The sequence below is a fragment of the Aliiglaciecola sp. CAU 1673 genome (assembly GCF_029223185.1).
Lineage (GTDB): Bacteria > Pseudomonadota > Gammaproteobacteria > Enterobacterales > Alteromonadaceae > Bowmanella.
The window spans coordinates 16,741-34,479 of the sequence record NZ_JARHUG010000013.1 but is presented as its reverse complement, the minus strand read 5'-3'; the positions used below and the strand labels follow the sequence as shown (position 1 = coordinate 34,479).

Annotated in this window: 13 protein-coding genes and 1 pseudogene; 12 read left to right on the top strand and 2 right to left on the bottom strand. The window is 51.1% G+C overall.

Annotated elements, in window-relative coordinates:
* Window positions 1-164 precede the first annotated feature (164 nt).
* The 3 genes from rraA (at window position 165) to P2G88_RS13115 (ending at window position 4,123) form a co-directional block, all read left to right on the top strand.
* Window positions 165-650 carry a ribonuclease E activity regulator RraA gene (rraA, locus tag P2G88_RS13125; protein WP_275796693.1) on the top strand — a complete coding sequence of 162 codons (486 nt, stop codon included), beginning with the start codon at window positions 165-167 and terminating at the stop codon, window positions 648-650.
* The gene (locus P2G88_RS13120) at window positions 647-1,657 is read left to right on the top strand and encodes a formimidoylglutamase (protein ID WP_275796691.1); all 1,011 of its coding nucleotides are present in this window, start codon (window positions 647-649) and stop codon (window positions 1,655-1,657) included. The genes rraA and P2G88_RS13120 overlap by 4 nt, the downstream gene beginning before the upstream one ends.
* A 240-nt stretch (window positions 1,658-1,897) precedes the next feature.
* Window positions 1,898-4,123, top strand: a complete 2,226-nt coding sequence (locus tag P2G88_RS13115) for a PAS domain S-box protein (protein WP_275796689.1) — start codon at window positions 1,898-1,900, stop codon at window positions 4,121-4,123.
* 66 nt (window positions 4,124-4,189) lie between these two features.
* Here the strand turns inward: P2G88_RS13115 and typA are convergent, their stop codons facing one another.
* Window positions 4,190-6,025 carry a translational GTPase TypA gene (typA, locus tag P2G88_RS13110; RefSeq protein WP_275796687.1) on the bottom strand — a complete coding sequence of 612 codons (1,836 nt, stop codon included), beginning with the start codon at window positions 6,023-6,025 and terminating at the stop codon, window positions 4,190-4,192.
* 459 nt (window positions 6,026-6,484) lie between these two features.
* On the opposite strand from typA, the gene glnA reads away from it, so the two are divergent.
* From glnA to P2G88_RS13080, 6 genes and pseudogenes are all read left to right on the top strand, one after another.
* The gene (gene glnA, locus P2G88_RS13105) at window positions 6,485-7,894 is read left to right on the top strand and encodes a glutamate--ammonia ligase (protein ID WP_275796685.1); all 1,410 of its coding nucleotides are present in this window, start codon (window positions 6,485-6,487) and stop codon (window positions 7,892-7,894) included.
* A gap of 89 nt (window positions 7,895-7,983) precedes the next feature.
* Window positions 7,984-8,493 carry a DUF4124 domain-containing protein gene (locus P2G88_RS13100; RefSeq protein ID WP_275796683.1) on the top strand — a complete coding sequence of 170 codons (510 nt, stop codon included), beginning with the start codon at window positions 7,984-7,986 and terminating at the stop codon, window positions 8,491-8,493.
* 134 nt (window positions 8,494-8,627) lie between these two features.
* Window positions 8,628-9,692, top strand: coding sequence for a nitrogen regulation protein NR(II) (glnL, locus tag P2G88_RS13095; protein ID WP_275796681.1), 1,065 nt, complete (start codon window positions 8,628-8,630; stop codon window positions 9,690-9,692).
* Window positions 9,689-11,101, top strand: coding sequence for a nitrogen regulation protein NR(I) (glnG, locus tag P2G88_RS13090; RefSeq protein WP_275796679.1), 1,413 nt, complete (start codon window positions 9,689-9,691; stop codon window positions 11,099-11,101). The genes glnL and glnG overlap by 4 nt, the downstream gene beginning before the upstream one ends.
* A 91-nt stretch (window positions 11,102-11,192) precedes the next feature.
* Window positions 11,193-12,050 (top strand): annotated as a pseudogene (locus tag P2G88_RS13085) (RimK family alpha-L-glutamate ligase); the annotation flags it as partial.
* Window positions 12,036-12,383: a TrkA C-terminal domain-containing protein gene (locus P2G88_RS13080; RefSeq protein ID WP_275796865.1), complete on the top strand. Its 348-nt coding sequence runs from the start codon at window positions 12,036-12,038 to the stop codon at window positions 12,381-12,383. The pseudogene P2G88_RS13085 and the gene P2G88_RS13080, both read left to right, overlap by 15 nt.
* A 6-nt stretch (window positions 12,384-12,389) precedes the next feature.
* On the opposite strand, the gene hutI is transcribed toward P2G88_RS13080, so the two are convergent.
* The gene (gene hutI / locus P2G88_RS13075) at window positions 12,390-13,637 is read right to left on the bottom strand and encodes an imidazolonepropionase (RefSeq protein WP_275796677.1); all 1,248 of its coding nucleotides are present in this window, start codon (window positions 13,635-13,637) and stop codon (window positions 12,390-12,392) included.
* Between the two features lie 96 nt (window positions 13,638-13,733).
* On the opposite strand from hutI, the gene hutC reads away from it, so the two are divergent.
* Genes hutC through hutH form a run of 3 tightly spaced genes read left to right on the top strand, consistent with a single transcriptional unit; the run spans window position 13,734 to window position 17,649 of the window.
* The gene (gene hutC, locus P2G88_RS13070) at window positions 13,734-14,459 is read left to right on the top strand and encodes a histidine utilization repressor (protein WP_275796675.1); all 726 of its coding nucleotides are present in this window, start codon (window positions 13,734-13,736) and stop codon (window positions 14,457-14,459) included.
* The gene (hutU, locus tag P2G88_RS13065; RefSeq protein WP_275796673.1) at window positions 14,456-16,120 is read left to right on the top strand and encodes a urocanate hydratase; all 1,665 of its coding nucleotides are present in this window, start codon (window positions 14,456-14,458) and stop codon (window positions 16,118-16,120) included. The genes hutC and hutU overlap by 4 nt, the downstream gene beginning before the upstream one ends.
* On the top strand, window positions 16,120-17,649 hold the full coding sequence (gene hutH / locus P2G88_RS13060; RefSeq protein ID WP_275796671.1) for a histidine ammonia-lyase: 1,530 nt from the start codon (window positions 16,120-16,122) through the stop codon (window positions 17,647-17,649). Before hutU ends, hutH begins: the two co-directional genes overlap by 1 nt.
* Window positions 17,650-17,739 lie beyond the last annotated feature (90 nt).

Sequence of the window (17,739 nt, the reverse complement as noted above, 5' to 3'; positions counted from 1 at the left end):
GAAAGCTTTATGACATTCCTGCCTTTACTTAAAGGTGCTGTGTAACTGCCTAGTAAATATAACTATTTTTGAAAGGGACAAATGTCCCAAGGTACGTGGACACTGCTTGGAAAGAAGCATTATACTGCCTCCACACACCAGCCTAATACCGGGGCACCACGACAATGGACTACAACACTTCAGAACTTTGCGACCTTTTTGCTGATAGCGTAGATGTGGTTGAACCCATGTTCGTTAGCTATGGCGGCCGCTCCTCCTATGGTGGTGAGATCACCACGGTCAAATGTTTCGAAGACAAGGGGCTGATCGACAAAGTGCTGCAAGAGCCAGGCAAGGGCAAGGTCTTGCTGGTGGACGGTGGCGGTTCGTTGCGCCGTGCCCTGATTGATGCCAATACCGCCCAACTGGCGGTGGACAATGGTTGGGAAGGCATAGTCTGTTATGGCAGTGTGCGCGAGGTGGATGCGCTGGAAGACTTCGATCTCGGCATTCATGCTCTGGCATCGATTCCGGTCTCAGCGGAATATGAGCAAATTGGAGAAGTGGATATCGCCGTGAATTTCGGTGGTGTCACCTTTCTGCCTGAAGACCATCTGTATGCCGATAGCACCGGCATTATTCTCTCTCCTGAGCCTCTGGATATCGAATGACACAACAGTGGCTGCAGCCGCTGGATGCCAAAGCCCTGCAAGGCTGCTTTAGTGCAAGGGAAGGGGAAACCAAGCTTGGCGATAAGATTCGCCTGGTTACCCAATTCCCTGATTATGAGCAGGCCAGGCTAGCCGGTTGCCGATTTGCCCTGTTGGGTGTGCCTGAACAAATAGGTCCGCTGGCCAACCTGGGTAAAGGTGGCGCCAACGAGGGATGGACAGCCTTTCTCAGTTATTTTTGTAATCTGCAGGCCAATCGCTTCATGGACGGCGAAGACATATTGCTGCTTGGTGAACTGGATTGCCGGGATCTGCCTGATGGCGGTGACACAGAGCAATTGCGTGACAGTTGCCAGCAATTAGATAAGCGTCTTCTGACGGTACTTCGCCCCATCTTTGATGCCGGTCTTATCCCTATTGTGATCGGTGGTGGCCACAATAACGCTTATCCCCTTATCCGCGCCTGTAGCGAGAGTCTTGGGCAACCTTTGGCTGTTGCCAACCTCGATCCACATGGTGATTTTCGTCGCCTCGAAGGAAGGCATAGCGGCAATCCATTTCGTTATGCCCATCACGAGGGTTATCTGAAACGCTATACAGTGCTTGGCTTGCACGAGCAGAAAAATAACCAGGAAGCCTTACAGGCCCTGGAATGGGCAGGATTTCCCTATATCACTATTCAGCAGCTGTGGTGGCGACGTGAGAAGACCATTGAGCAGGTGCTGGACGAGGTCAGTCATTACCTGCTCGATGAACGCCTTCCTATCGGCGTAGAGATTGACCTCGATGCGATCAGCGAAATGCCAACCAGCGCCATGACCTTTGCAGGGGTGTCACTCAATGATGCCCTTTACTATCTTCACAGACTGGCCAATCTGCCGGGCGTGCAATATCTGCACCTGGCAGAGCCAGCGCCGGTCAGGCATCCCAGTGGTATGGAGGCGGGTAAGCGGGTAGTGGGCCAGGCGTTGGCCGAAATGGTCTGCGCCTTTATTAAAAGCCGCTGATAACCTGGCGCCCGCTTCTAAGAAAAGGCCCAGTAGTACAACCAGGGTTGAAATGGTGCCTATCCCCATCCCAAAAACAATCACCGAGGCCATAGCGTAAATAAGGGCTCCTTGCCAATGCTCTGCGGCAACCTGCCCACTTTTTGCGAATGCGGCAATTATTTTGTTTTTTTAAGTGCTTACTTTTTCTAGCCTGTCTCCTAAGCTCAGAAAATAAATAATGCCCCTACAGATGCCGCCATGGTTAACGAGTATCACAGCATTCTGGCAACGCTAAATATCTTAGTGTGTAAAGTAACAACGGAAGGACGCTTTACTTACCTTAATGATCGCTGGGTCGAGGTCTTGGGCTGGTCCTTGGACAAGCTCTACAGTAGTCCTTTTTTTGACTTTATTCATCCCGCCGATCTCTATGACTCGCAGTTAACCTTTTCCCAATTTATCGAAAAAAATCAGAACGTTTTCGGTTATCGCAACCGTTATTTAAAGGCCGATGGAGGCTATGTCTGGCTGGAATGGACATCCAGAATAGACGAAATGGGAAATATCGTTGCTTCTGCTATTCCGGTGGATGAAAAGGTTGCGCTGGAGGAGCATGATCACCGCACCAGCGTCTTGTTACGACAGGCTGAAAAAATGGCCCGTGTAGGTCATTGGAGCGTGGACTTAAAAACCCAATCCTTGTTCTGGTCTGATGAAATTTACAATATCCATGGCGTCAGCAAAGACAGCTTTCAGCCCACTTTGGAAAGTGCCATTAAGTTTTATCATCCGGATGATGAAAAAGCAGTCAGACAGTACGTGGAAGATGCCTTAGAAAATCACAATGAGTGGACCTTTAATCTGCGGATTATCAGAACAGACGGTGAAGTTCGTCATGTTAAAAGCCAAGCCAAAATATACCGCAACAGCATAGGTGAACCGCAGGCCATTTTTGGTGTTTTTCAAGATATAACTGACAGCGTGTTACTCAACCAGCAGGTCAGCCTGTTATCAAAAGTGGCAGAAACGCCGGCCTCAGGGGTAGTAATTTGTGATGTGAACCGAAATGTTGAATGGGTGAATGATGCATTCATCGCTATGACGGGCTTTTCGCTGGAAGAAATAAAAGGGCAGAACCTCAGTCAATTTCTGCATGGAGAACATACCAGCAAGGAGACAGTCAATGACATGCGGCGAATTCTGAACGCCGGAGGAAATGTCGATACAGAAATCCTGAACTACGCAAAAAATGGCAAAGCCTATTGGAGCCACTTGATCATATCCCCGGTGATGGAAAAGAGTTCGATTACCCATTTTGTCGGCTTTCAACAGGACATTACCGAGAAAAAGAATCAGGAAGCGCAACTCCTTAATGCACAAAAGGTCGCGTTGGTTGGGGAGTTTTCAGCCGGCATCTGTCATGAATTGAATAACGTACTGTCGATTATTGGCACTAGTGCAGAATCTTTGAGTGCCACATGCGATGAACAAATCCGCATGGCGCAAATAGACAAAATTACCCATGGCGTGCGACGGGGCAGAAGAATCACCGAGAAACTGTTAAAAACGGTAAAAGGGAAAAACGACGAAAAAACCATAATTGATGTAGACGAGTTTATTGCAGAAGAGGTCAATTTTTACCGTGATATTGTGCCAAGCAATATTGAGGTAATTAAAAGACTAGCTGCAGCAAGACTTTGCAGATTGAACAAAGGGGCTCTTGGTGACGCGCTGCTGAACCTGGTGATAAATGCCCAAAAAGCTATTGAGGGAACGGGTAAAATCACTATTGCAACATCTCTCTCTGCTGCATTCAATGTTGCTGACGGCTTCGTACAGACGCTACCAGACGGGGCGGGAAACTATATAGTGCTGTCCATATCCGATACCGGTGTGGGCATGGAAAAGAACATCATCGATCAAATTTTCACCCCGTTTTTCAGTGCCAGAGAGGATGGCAGTGGCACTGGACTGGGGCTCAGTTCTGTTGCGGCTTTTGCCGTAAATAACGGTTGTGGTCTGGTCGTTGAGTCAACGCCTGGCAAAGGCAGCACCTTTTCCTTGTGGCTCCCTGAAACAGATTTGAAACGCAACGGAAAAGTGCCCCAGAGCCCTGTTAAACCCAAGGTGCTTGCCGGTTTACATATTGTTTTGGTAGATGATGAGAAGGACTTACTGGAGGTCACCAAGATGTTATTGGTCGCCGATGGTGCAAAAGTGGTCACGTTTGAAAATGGGAATGAGGCACTCGATTACATCAATGCCTGTGAGGAAAAAATCGATATTCTGATTTCCGACCAGACCATGCGAGGGCAGCTACAGGGGCACCAATTGATTGCTTTGGTCAGGGAAAAGCATCCACACATCCGCTGCACTATTATGACCGGTTATTCATCACACCTGAATCTCGATATGATCGATGTAAAGGTGTTGCAGAAGCCGCTGTCGTATAAAGAGCTAAGAAATGAGTTATTGGCGCTGTAGCCTGGCTTTATAGCGAAAATCTGGAGAGCAAATAAAAAAGCCGGGTATCAAACCCGGCCTTTTTAATTAGTCAGCGCTTCTTGAAGCGCGCTTACGGTCATTTTCCGTCAGCAGCTTCTTACGCAGACGGATATGGTTGGGCGTCACTTCTACCAACTCATCGTCATCGATAAACTCCAGAGCGCGTTCCAGCGTCATGCGGATAGGTGGCGTCAGGGTCAGCGCTTCATCGGTACCAGCGGCACGGATGTTGGTCAGCTGCTTACCTTTCAGGCAGTTTACGGTCAGATCGTTGTCACGGCTATGGATGCCGATGATCTGGCCTTCGTATACTTCCGCACCATGGCCCAGGAACAAGCGTCCACGCTCCTGCAGGTTAAACAGGGCGTAAGCCAGGGCCTTACCTTTACCATTGGAAATCAGTACACCGTTGTTACGCTGGCCAATACGACCTCCGGCATGAGGACCGTACTCCAGGAAGGTGTGGTACATCAAACCGGTGCCTGAGGTTAGGGTCAAAAAGTCGGTTTGGAACCCAATCAGTCCACGGCTGGGTACCACAAAGTCCATGCGCACACGACCTTTGCCGTCAGGGTTCATATCGCGCATTTCGGCTTTACGCAGACCTAATTGCTCCATGATGGCGCCCTGGTGCTCTTCCTCGATATCCACGGTCAGGCTTTCATAAGGTTCAAGCAGCTGTTCGCCGTCCTTCTTAAGGATTACCTCTGGACGGGATACGGCCAACTCGTAACCTTCACGACGCATGTTTTCAATCAGTACGCCCAAGTGCAGTTCACCACGGCCAGAAACACGGAATTTATCCGGGTCAGCGGTTTCTTCCACACGCAGAGCCACGTTGTGCTTCAGCTCGGTGTTCAAACGCTCAAGGATCTGACGAGAGGTTACAAACTTACCGTCCTGACCGGAGAAGGGCGATGTGTTCACCTGGAAGGTCATGGTCACGGTGGGTTCATCCACCGTCAGCGCTGGCAGGGCTTCTGGCTGTTCTACCGCACAGACAGTGTCGGAAATTTTCAGCTCGCCCAAACCCGAGATAGCAACGATGTCACCGGCACTGGCCGACTGGGTTTCATAACGATCCAGGCCCAGATAACCGAATACCTGGCCCACTTTACCGTTACGCTTCTTGCCGTCGGCACCAATCACGCTAACTTGTTGGTTAACCTTGATCGAACCGCGCTTGATGCGGCCGATACCGATAATGCCCAGGTAGCTGGAGTAATCCAGCTGAGAAATCTGCATTTGCAGGAAACCTTCAGGATCGGCATTGGGAGGAGACACTTTGTCTATGATGGCTTGGAACAAGGGAGTCATGTCGCCACCTTGTGTGCCTTCATCCAGGCTGGCCCAGCCTTGCAGGGCAGAGGCATAAACAACAGGGAAGTCCAACTGCTGATCGTTGGCACCCAGATTGTCAAACAGGTCAAATACCTGATCCATTACCCAATCAGGGCGCGCACCTGGGCGGTCAATCTTGTTAATTACCACGATCGGATTCAGGCCATGGGCGAAGGCCTTCTGGGTAACGAAACGGGTTTGTGGCATTGGGCCGTCTACCGCGTCAACCAACAGCAGTACAGAGTCAGCCATAGACAATACCCGTTCTACTTCACCACCAAAGTCGGCGTGTCCGGGGGTATCCAGAATGTTAATGCGGTAATCATTCCAGTTAATGGCCGTGTTCTTGGCCAATATGGTAATACCACGTTCTTTTTCCAGGGCATTGGAGTCCATGACCCGCTCATCGGTGCCCTTTCGGCTGTCTAACGTGCCTGACTGCTGCAGCAGTTTATCAACCAGGGTAGTCTTACCGTGGTCAACGTGGGCGATAATGGCGATGTTCCTCAATTTTTCCAGTGAGGTATGTTGTGCACTCATGGTATCTCTCTCGGTGGCTGGCATGGAGGGTCGTTGGCTATGAAAATTCGGTTCAAGGGTGCCTATTTTTTAACCCAATGCCCTTGATAGGCGGCGGATTGTACAGTTTTCTCGCCTTTTCCAAAAGGAATAAATATTTATCCTTTAATGCCATAGACTTACAGCACGGCTGTGACCCTATGATGACAATATCGGTCAGATTGTCATCGCCCTGACATATCGTTGCACCAAATTGGAAATAGTCTAACTTTAGGTGTGCTCTGAAATTGCTATTTCACCTTATTGGTGCGTCAATGCATCATTGTGGTGCGTTATTGGTTTTTCCAAAGAATACCGACTACGGAAAATTGAGGCCTGGCGGGGTGACTTGCAGTTGGCATGATTATCGCTTCTACGGTCGCTATACCAGTCACATCTGTGACTTAGTGGGCCGCTCTTGCATATTAACTGGAGGACATAATGTCTGTAGAAAAGGCACTAGACCTGATTAAAGAAAGTGAAGCTAAGTTCGTCGATCTGCGTTTTACCGATTCCAAGGGTAAAGAGCAGCACGTTACTATCCCCGCTGCTTTGGTTGACGAAGAGTTCTTCGAAGAAGGCAAGATGTTTGACGGCTCCTCCATCACTGGTTGGAAGGGTATCAACGAATCTGACATGATCCTGATGCCTGATGCCAGCACTGCTGTATTGGATCCGTTCGCCGAAGAGACTCAGGTCAATATTACCTGTGACATCGTTGAGCCTTCTACCATGCAAGGTTACGAGCGTGACCCGCGTTCTTTGGCCAAGCGCGCTGAAGAATATCTGAAGTCTACCGGCATTGGTGACACCGTATTGATTGGCCCCGAGCCAGAATTCTTCATGTTCGACGACATCCGTTTCCACACCGATATGGCCGGTTCTTTCTATGAAATCGACTCCATGGAAGCCAAGTGGAACTCAGGCGTTGAATTCGAAGGCGGTAACAAGGGTCACCGTCCTGGCGTAAAAGGCGGTTACTTCCCTGTTCCACCAGTCGATTCCGCGCACGATATCCGTGGTGCCATGTGTTTGGTCATGGAAGAAATGGGTTTGCATATTGAAGCTCACCACCATGAAGTGGCCACTGCAGGTCAGAACGAAATTGCCTGTCGCTTCAACACCCTGGTGAAGAAGGCTGACGAAGTGCAAATCTACAAGTATGTAGTGCACAACGTTGCCCACGCTTACGGTAAGACAGCGACCTTTATGCCGAAGCCTCTGGTTGGCGACAACGGCTCTGGTATGCACGTACACCAGTCTATTGCCAAAGACGGCGTGAACATCTTCGCCGGTGACAAGTATGCTGGTTTGTCTGAAGAAGCCCTGTATTACATCGGCGGTATCATTAAGCATGCCCGCGCTATCAACGCTTTCACCAACCCGACCACCAACTCCTACAAGCGTTTGGTGCCCGGCTTCGAAGCGCCGGTAATGTTGGCTTACTCAGCCCGTAACCGCAGTGCCTCTATCCGTATCCCACACGTATCCAGCGCCAAGGCTCGTCGTATCGAAGTTCGCTTCCCTGACCCGGCTGCCAACCCTTACCTGGGCTTTGCTGCAATGCTGATGGCTGGTATTGACGGCATCAAGAACAAGATCCACCCTGGCGATGCCATGGACAAGGACCTGTACGACCTGCCACCAGAAGAAGCCAAAGATATCCCAACAGTGTCGCACAGCCTGGAAATGGCACTGGACGCACTGGACGCCGACCGCGACTTCCTGAAGGAAGGCGGCGTATTCTCCGACGACATGATCGATGCCTATATCAGCATCAAGCGTCTGGAAGTGGAAAAGCTGGCGATGACCACCCATCCGGTGGAATTCGATATGTACTACAGCGTATAAGACTGTTTTGTCATACCAAGCCCGCCTCGCGCGGGCTTTTTTTATGCCTTACACTGTCAGCATCGGTTTGTCAGGACGATATTAAACATATGCTTTCCAGGCTTTTACTGCTCACCATATTGTTGGCGTTGCCATGTGCAGCGCAAACCCTTTATAAGCTGGTCAAGGCTGACGGCACTGTGGTGTTTTCTGACCAACCTCTGCCCGGTGCGCAACCGGTCAACCTGCCAAGGGTCAATACTGCTGTGCCTTTGGCCAAGCCCACACCACCGCCACCCCCGCAGGTACAAAAACCGGTTCAACCGGATTACCGGTTAAGCATTCTTAGCCCTGCCCCAGAAGCAACGCTCCGGAATAATGCCGGCAACTTGCAAGTGAGTTTGTCCTTACAGCCTCAGGGCGCAGGTCAATTTCGTTTATGGCTGGATGAGGAGCCCACTGAATTACAGTCCACTCCTGTCTTCAACTTAGAAGGTGTGGATCGCGGTGAGCACCATATCCGTGCTGAATTTCTTGACCAATCGGGCAAGGTCCTTGCATTCACTCCATCACAGGTATTCTACCTGCATCAGGCTTCGGTGCTGATCCAGAGAAACTAAGGGCTGGACAGCTGCTTTAGCCATATGGCACCAATCTGACAAATTAACATGCACCAAAATGGTGCGAGTTTTGAGTTCGGTGGATATACTGGTGCCATAACGGTGCGTTGTGTAAATCCAGCTGGAAACAGGTAGTGGCAGAGCATTTCTCAGACATCTTAATGGCAAATTTGTCGGTCGGCGTGTTAGTGCTGGATGACAAGCTTTGTGTGCAATATGCCAATGCATCGGCTGAGCGTTTTTTCGAACAAAGCCGCAATCAGTTGATGGGACATGCTATCCATAAGCTGTTTGTGCAATCCAGCCTGGAAACCCAGCGCTTACGCGATGCGCTGCAGAATCACCTGGACTTCAGCGATGGCGAAGTGCAGCTGACCTTTGTGGATGGTCGCCACCTGTTGGCAGAGGTAACCGTTACCAGTTTGGTGCATCAGAACCATCCCTGTCTGTTGGTGGAGTTTAAGCAAATCGATAACCTGCGTCGCATCAGCCAGGAAAACCAACTATGGGCACAGCAGCAGGCTGCAAGGGACTTAGTGCGTGGCTTGGCCCATGAAATTAAAAACCCCCTTGGCGGTTTGCGGGGGGCTGCGCAGCTATTGGAGCGTCAGCTGGACGACCCCGAGCAAAAAGAATTTACTGGCTTGATTATCGAACAGGCCGATCGCCTGCGTAACTTGGTAGACAGGCTATTGGGGCCTAATAAGCCGCCCAATCTGCAATGGCATAATGTGCATAAAGTACTGGAGAAAATCCTCACTTTATTAAGCCTGGACTGTGGCAATAACATTGAATTTGTACGCGATTACGATCCTAGCATCCCAGATTTGTACATTGATGACGAAAAGATCCAGCAGGCGGTACTGAATATTGCCCGCAATGCGGTACAGGCAATGGAAGGCAGGGGGCGTATCCGTTTTATCACGCGGGTGGAACGGCAGGTGACCATTCATGGCAAACGTCATCCACTGTGCGCGCAGATAAAGATCATCGATAACGGCCCCGGCATTCCCGACCGGCTCAAAGATACGCTGTTTTACCCTATGGTGACCGGCAAGAAAGACGGCACCGGACTCGGCTTGTCCATTGCCCAACAGTTGGTGGACCACCACCGTGGCAAGATTGAAGTGGAAAGTTGGCCGGGACACACAGAATTTACCCTGTTCCTGCCCATAGATAAGAAGGAGGCTAAGCAATGACGGTAGCACCGGTATGGATTGTGGATGACGATGCCTCGATACGGTGGGTATTACAAAAGGCGCTGCAATCGGCGCAGATAGAATGCTTTAGTTTTGAAAACCCAGAAGATTTGCTGCGCCAATTAGGTGCAGGCCAACAGCCGGAAGTGATTGTTTCTGATATCCGCATGCCGCAGATGGACGGCACGCAACTGATGACACAAGTACATGAGGAATACCCGCACCTGCCGGTCATCATCATGACCGCCCATTCTGATTTGGACAGCGCAGTCAATGCTTATAAAAGCGGTGCCTTCGAATATTTGCCCAAGCCTTTTGATGTGGATGATGCGGTCAACCTGGTCAAGCGTGCTCTCGCCCATGCCCGGGAAAACCGGCGGCAGCAACAGAAACTGCCGCCTCGCATTGAAACCGAAATTATCGGTGAAGCACCGGCTATGCAAGAGGTGTTTAGGGCAATAGGTCGCCTGTCGCGCTCCAGTATCAGCGTTTTGATCAACGGCGAGTCGGGCACCGGCAAAGAGTTGGTCGCCCGAGCATTACACAAACACAGTCCTCGTAGTCGCGAGTCTTTTATCGCCCTGAATATGGCGGCGATTCCCACGGACCTGATTGAATCAGAGCTTTTCGGTCATGAAAAAGGCGCTTTCACCGGCGCGCAGAACGCCCGATTGGGACGTTTTGAACAGGCCAACGGCGGCACCCTGTTTCTAGATGAAATAGGCGACATGCCGCTGGATGTGCAAACCCGTCTGTTGCGGGTATTGGCTGATGGCCAGTTTTATCGAGTTGGGGGACACAACCCGGTGTCGGTGGATGTGCGCATTATTGCCGCTACCCACCAAAATCTTGAGCAACGGGTAGCAGAGGGCAAGTTCCGTGAGGACTTGTACCACCGCCTGAACGTCATCCGCATCCATATTCCCAGGCTCAGCGAGCGACGGGAAGATATCGCCCCACTGGCAGAATATTTCCTGGGTAAAGCCGCCAAAGAACTCGAGGTAGAGGCTAAGTCTTTGGGCAAGGAAACGGCCAAGATACTGAGTCAATTACCTTGGCCGGGTAACGTACGACAGTTGGAGAACCTGTGTCGATGGTTAACAGTCATGGCCAGCGGCCAGGAAGTTATTCCGTCAGATTTGCCGCCTGAATTACATACCCAGCAACTGCCTAAAATGACCGAAGGCCAGCGTGGCGATTGGCAAAGTCTGCTCGCCAGCTGGGCCGATCAAGCTTTGCAGTCGGGCCAACAGAATATACTGGGAGAAGCGGCTGTAACCTTTGAAAAGATATTGCTGGAAAGAGCGTTGGAATACACCCATGGTCACAAGCAGGAAGCGGCAAAGCGTCTGGGATGGGGACGCAATACACTGACCCGGAAACTTAAGGAATTGAATATTCAGGACTGACTGCCAAGGCAGCATTTTGGACTGCTGCCTTGTTAATTGCGCAGGTGACCATTACTTTTAAAGGCACCACGCCAAAAAAGGGACCTTCGCCATGAATCTTGCCATCCTTTCCTGTGAACCGGATAACTACAGTAGCAGGCGCCTGAAGGAATCAGCGTTACAAAAGGGTCATAAGGTAAAGATTCTCAACACCCTGAAATTTGCTATCGATCTTGAGCGTGGCAAACCTGGCTTGTTTTTCAGGCAAAAGCCTGTGGTGGAATATGACGCCGTGTTTCCCCGCATAGGCGCCTCAATTACCTACTTCGGTACTGCTGTGGTACGTCAGTTTCAGGAAATGGGCATATTTTGCGCCAATAGCGCCCATGGCATTGTCAATTCCCGTGACAAGTTACGTTCGCTGCAATATCTCAGTCGCCACTCCATTGGTATGCCCAAGACCACTTTTGTCAGAGACAAAAAGGATGTACTGCCTGCCATTGAGCGGGTCGGTGGGGCGCCGGTAATCATCAAGCTGATTGAGGGCACTCAGGGAATAGGCGTGCTGCTGGCAGAATCTACTAAAACTGCCGAAGCCATTATCGAATTGTTGCAGAGCCAGAAACAAAATGTGCTGATACAGAAATTTGTGGCCGAGAGCAAAGGCAAGGATATCCGTGCCATTGTGGTCGGTAACCGGGTTGTTGCGGCGATGCGGCGGGTGGCGCAGGGTCAGGAATTTCGCAGTAATGTGCATCGTGGCGGTATTGCCGAGCCGGTAGAATTGGATGAGCGTTATGTGGAAACGGCAATTCGGGCCACGCAAATCCTTGGCCTGCAAATTGCCGGCGTGGATATGCTGGAAAGCAGCGATGGGCCGCAAGTGATGGAAGTAAATTCCTCCCCAGGGCTGGAAGGCATAGAGCGTTGCACCAAATTGGATATCGCAGGGGCCATGATCGACTATATCGCTGCCCAGGTGGATTTTCCGGAGATTGATGTACGTCAGCGGCTGACGGTCAGCAAAGGATACGGTGTCAGCGAACTGATTGTTCCTGAAGGCTCTTATCTGGTGGGGAAAAGCTTCAGCGAATCTGGCCTAAGCGATCTGGATATCAACATACTGACCCTGTACCGGGGCAACAAGGTCATACCCAACCCAAAGTCGTCGCGCATATTTGAAGCCGCTGATAAGTTGCTTTGCTTTGGTAAGCTCGAGTCTATGCGTACCCTGATCCCGAAAAAGACTGTTGAAGAGCGCGCGCCCAAGGTTGAAAAGCTTAATGACATTAATACTCAGTGACAGCCTTTACAGCTTGATGGGTTGGCCAGCGCGCCACATAGCCTCGATATAGTCGATCCCAAATTCATAAGCCAGCTGGTTAGGATGGCTGATATCCATCAGCAGGATGTCGGCTTGCTTGCCTACCGTGATACTGCCTAATCGATCGGACAGTCCCAGAGCTCTGGCAGAGTTTAAGGTGACCCCTTGCAATGCCTCAAGCGGGGTTAACCCAAAAAGTGTGCAACCCATATTGAGCATCAGTGGCAGTTGGCAGATTGGTGAAGAGCCGGGGTTAAAATCCGTTGCAAGGGCCATGGGTACCTTATACTGGCGCAACAAAGCAATTGGTGGCTTTTGGGTTTCTTTAAGAAAATAGAAAGCGCCCGGCAACAGAGTTGCCACGGTGCCACTGGCCCCGATAGCCTTTACGCCGGCCTCATCAAGGAATTCAATATGGTCAACCGAGAGGGCGCCAAATTCAGCGGCCAGTTCACTGCCACCCAAATTGGAAAGTTGCTCTGCGTGTAGTTTAACGGGTAATCCAAGTGAGCGAGCTGTTTCAAAGACCCGACGGGTTTGTTCCAGGTTAAAGCCTATGCCTTCGCAGAATACATCCACGGCATCAACCAAACCTTCAGCGTGCGCTTGCGGTAACATCTCCTCACAGACCAAATCGATATAGCCATCGGCATTATCCTGAAATTCCGGGGGGAGGGCATGGGCACCCAGGAACGTGGTACGAATCGTAACAGGTAACTCTTTGCCAAGACGACGGGCCACACGTAACAGTTTTAATTCTGTTTCTGTATCCAAACCATAACCGGACTTCACTTCAATACAAGTGACACCTTGGCGAAGCAATGTCTTTGCACGTTTTTTGGCAAGCGCGAGCAACGTCTTTTCATTGGCCTCTCTTGTTGCAGTCATGGTGCGCCTGATGCCGCCACCTCGTTTTGCAATCTCAGCGTAACTGACGCCGGTCAGACGCTGCTCAAATTCATCGGCGCGGTTACCGGCAAAAACCAGGTGAGTGTGACAATCTATAAAGCCGGGGAGCAACCACTTTCCAGCACAATCCAGCGTTTGCTTGGCAACAATATGCGCAGGCAAATCAGTTGCCTTTCCCACCCACAAAATCTTTCCATCGGCGATAGCCAAGGCGCCATTCTCAATAATGCCATAGCCCGTAAGAGCAGAGCCCAGCGTCGCGATTTGTGCGCCACTTAAAATGAGATCTGCATTTTGAACCTGCTGCATGGTGAGCCTCCGCATTTACGCCAATGTAAAAGATTTGTGTCATGCCGATCTTGTATAGACAAGTTGTCTGTGTCAACTTATATAGCATGAACTGTTTTTGGAGGTGGTGCAGTGGCCACCAGTAAATATCAGCTGATTAAGCAGCATATTTTACAAGGCATTGAGTCAGGTCAGTGGGCTTCCGGTGATCCGGTACCATCCGAAAATCAGTTATCGCAGCTTTTTTCGGTAAGTCGTATGACTGCGCGTCGTGCGCTGCAGGAGCTGGGCGAACAAGGAGTATTAGTGCGCACCCAAGGTGCAGCGACTTGTGTTGCCAGTTTAAAAAGCCAGTCTTCGATACTGGAGATACGCAACATTGCCGATGAGATCAGGCAGCGTCATTGCCAGTACAGAGCGTTGGTGATTGAGCAAAAAAGTACACAATCAGACCTTGGTGTAGCGACTCTGCTGGGCTTGGCGCCGGGCGCAACGATATACAGCAGTCTGATTTGTCATTGGCAGGACAATCTGCCATTGCAGCTTGAACTGCGCTATGTGAATCCGCAGTTGGTACCGGATTACCTTGAGCAAGATTTTACTCAGATTACACCCCATGAATATCTCTCCCTGGTGGCACCGCTGACCGAGGCAGAGCATAGGGTGGAGGCCATTTTGGCTGATGGGCTCGCCAGAGAGCATCTTAAAGTCGCCGCTGGCAGTCCTTGCCTGCGATTGCACCGAACAACCTGGAGCCGGGATGGCATTGTCAGTCATGCATTGCTGACCCATCCGGGTGACAAATATCAGCTGGGCGGTCATTTGACCTTCCCATCAAGACAGGAGACAACAGCATGAATAACAGACATGATCCCAACAGAGTCATCCGCGCCCCTCATGGCTCTACCCTAAGCTGTAAGCATTGGCAGGCGGAAGCCGCGCTGCGTATGTTGATGAACAACCTGGACCCCGATGTGGCTGAGCGTCCCCAGGATTTGGTGGTTTATGGCGGTATCGGCCGGGCAGCAAGGGATTGGCAGTGTTTTGATAAGATTGTTGAAGTATTAAAACGCCTGGAACTGGATGAAACTCTTTTGGTGCAATCCGGTAAACCCGTCGGCGTATTCAAGACCCATGAAGACGCTCCTCGCGTGCTGATTGCCAATTCAAATTTGGTGCCTCATTGGGCTAACTGGGAGCACTTTAACCAGTTGGATAAGCAGGGGCTGATGATGTATGGCCAGATGACGGCCGGTAGCTGGATTTATATCGGTAGCCAGGGCATCGTTCAGGGCACTTATGAAACCTTTGGTGCAGTAGCCAGGCAGCATTTCAACGGTAACGCGAATGGAAAGTGGGTACTTACTGGCGGTCTAGGAGGCATGGGCGGTGCGCAGCCACTGGCCGCTACCATGGCGGGCTTTTCCATGCTGGCAGTAGAATGCGACCCTACTCGTATCGAATTCCGCTTGCGTACCGGTTACCTGGACCGCCAAGCTGCGGATCTCGATGAAGCCCTGAGCATCATGAATACCACTGACCGTCCGATTTCAGTGGGCCTGCTGGGCAATGCCGCAGATATCTTCGATGAGCTGGTCAAACGCAATGTCACACCAGATGTGGTTACCGATCAAACCTCGGCTCATGATCCGCTGAATGGATACTTGCCACAAGGTTGGACCATGGAATATGCGGCGAAGATGCGCTTGCAAGATGAAGCGGCAGTAGTGAAGGCAGCTAAACAGTCCATGGCAGTGCAGGTGCAGGCGATGCTTGCCCTGCAGGGACGCGGCGCCGCGACGTTGGACTACGGCAACAATATTCGTCAAATGGCCTTTGAAGAGGGCGTCAGCAATGCCTTTGACTTCCCAGGTTTCGTACCTGCTTATATTCGCCCGCTATTCTGTGAAGGAATCGGGCCTTTCCGCTGGGCAGCCTTGTCTGGCGACCCGGAAGATATCTATAAGACCGATCAAAAGGTTAAAGAGCTGATTCCAGATAATCCGCATTTGCACAACTGGCTGGATATGGCCCGCGAGCGGATTAAGTTCCAAGGATTGCCTGCCCGCATTTGTTGGATAGGCCTCAAAGACCGCGCCAGAGTAGCCTTGGCCTTCAACGAGATGGTGAAAAATGGTGAGTTAAGTGCGCCAGTGGTAATCGGTCGTGACCACTTGGACTCGGGCTCAGTAGCCAGTCCTAATCGCGAGACTGAAGCGATGCTGGATGGCTCAGATGCTGTCTCTGACTGGCCATTACTCAATGCACTGCTAAGTACTGCAGGTGGTGCGACTTGGGTGAGTCTGCACCACGGCGGTGGCGTGGGCATGGGCTTCAGTCAGCATGCCGGTGTGGTCATTTTGTGTGACGGCACCGAGGCGGCTGCGAAGCGCGTGGGGCGCGTGCTTTGGAATGATCCTGCCACTGGTGTAATGCGCCATGCGGATGCCGGTTATGACATTGCTAAGCGCTGTGCCAAAGAAAATGGATTAGACCTGCCTATGCTGGAGAATCAATAATGACTTTTGCTCTTGAACTAACCCCCGGCACCTTGACCCTTGCCCAGCTGCGCAAGGCCTCTCGTCAGCCGGTGAAATTGTCTCTCGCACAGTCAGCTGAAGCCGACATCGTTGCATCCGCCGCTACCGTGCAAAAGGTACTGGACGAGGGGCGTGTGGTCTACGGTATTAATACCGGTTTTGGGCTGCTGGCTAATACCCGCATCAAACCAGAAGAACTGGAATTGTTGCAGCGCTCAATTGTGCTCTCTCATGCCGCCGGCACCGGTGAGTTGATGAGTGATAATACGGTTCGCCTGATGATGCTGTTGAAGATCAATAGTCTCTCCCGCGGCTTTTCAGGTATCCGTCTGCAGGTAGTGGAGCACTTGATTGCTTTGCTTAATGCAGAAGTCTATCCCTGTGTGCCCAAGAAAGGATCGGTCGGTGCCAGCGGCGATCTAGCGCCTTTGGCGCATATGAGTATGCCCCTGATGGGTGAAGGCCATGTTCGCTACAAGGGTCAGATTATTTCTGGAGCAGAGGGGCTTGATGTTGCTGGTTTGCAAGCGCTCACATTTGCTCCAAAGGAAGGTCTCGCGTTACTTAATGGCACACAGGCCTCCACGGCCTTTGCATTGGAAGGTCTTTTCTATGCTGAAGATCTTCTGGCCGCTGCTACGGTTGGCGGTGCCATGTGCGTTGAAGCCGCCTTGGGTAGCCGAACTCCTTTTGACGCGCGTATTCATGAAGCCCGCGGTCAAAAAGGTCAAATCGACATGGCTGCTGCCTACCGGAATCTACTCGGGGGCCAATCTGAAATTGGTCAATCTCATGAAGATTGCGAAAAAGTACAAGACCCCTATTCTTTGCGTTGTCAGCCCCAGGTGATGGGCGCTTGCCTGACGCAGATGCGTCAAGCAGCGGAGGTATTGCTAGTGGAAGCCAATGGCGTCACCGATAACCCGCTGGTTTTCGGTGATGACATTATCTCCGGCGGTAACTTCCATGCAGAGCCCGTAGCCATGGCGGCAGACAATCTGGCCTTAGCCATTGCTGAAATCGGCGCGTTGTCAGAGCGTCGCTCGGCCCTGTTGATCGACAGCAATCTATCCAAGCTGCCACCATTCTTGGTAGAGAACGGAGGGGTTAACTCGGGCTTTATGCTGGCTCAGGTAACGGCAGCTGCGTTGGCGTCTGAGAACAAAACCTTTGCCCATCCAGCGTCGGTAGACAGTTTACCAACCTCCGCTAATCAGGAAGATCATGTGTCTATGGCCACCTTTGCCGGCCGTCGCCTGGCTGATATGGCTGAAAATACCCGAGGTATTCTGGCAGTGGAATTGCTGGGAGCGGCACAGGGTATGGATTTTCGTCGTCCGCTGAAATCCAGCCCTAAGCTAGAGCAAGCCTATAGTCTTGTCCGTGAAAAAGTCGGATTTTATGATCACGACCGCTACTTCTCACCGGATATCCAGCAGATTGCCGATCTGATCGCACACGGCCTGTTTAATGGACTGGTATCAGATTTATTGCCTAGCGATAACTAAAATATCTTATGGCCCGTCCTAATATGTGACGGGCTTGTTCTTGGCAAGGTCTGGATTCTCAATGCTAAATTGAGCATTTATATGCGCAAA

Coding starts and splice junctions, on each gene's coding strand:
- rraA (WP_275796693.1), top strand. CDS start 165: ATGGACTACAACACTTCAGAACTTTGCGACCTTTTTGCTGATAGCGTA.
- P2G88_RS13120 (WP_275796691.1), top strand. CDS start 647: ATGACACAACAGTGGCTGCAGCCGCTGGATGCCAAAGCCCTGCAAGGC.
- P2G88_RS13115 (WP_275796689.1), top strand. CDS start 1,898: ATGGTTAACGAGTATCACAGCATTCTGGCAACGCTAAATATCTTAGTG.
- typA (WP_275796687.1), bottom strand. CDS start 6,025: ATGAGTGCACAACATACCTCACTGGAAAAATTGAGGAACATCGCCATT.
- glnA (WP_275796685.1), top strand. CDS start 6,485: ATGTCTGTAGAAAAGGCACTAGACCTGATTAAAGAAAGTGAAGCTAAG.
- P2G88_RS13100 (WP_275796683.1), top strand. CDS start 7,984: ATGCTTTCCAGGCTTTTACTGCTCACCATATTGTTGGCGTTGCCATGT.
- glnG (WP_275796679.1), top strand. CDS start 9,689: ATGACGGTAGCACCGGTATGGATTGTGGATGACGATGCCTCGATACGG.
- P2G88_RS13080 (WP_275796865.1), top strand. CDS start 12,036: ATGATCGACTATATCGCTGCCCAGGTGGATTTTCCGGAGATTGATGTA.
- hutI (WP_275796677.1), bottom strand. CDS start 13,637: ATGCGGAGGCTCACCATGCAGCAGGTTCAAAATGCAGATCTCATTTTA.
- hutU (WP_275796673.1), top strand. CDS start 14,456: ATGAATAACAGACATGATCCCAACAGAGTCATCCGCGCCCCTCATGGC.
- hutH (WP_275796671.1), top strand. CDS start 16,120: ATGACTTTTGCTCTTGAACTAACCCCCGGCACCTTGACCCTTGCCCAG.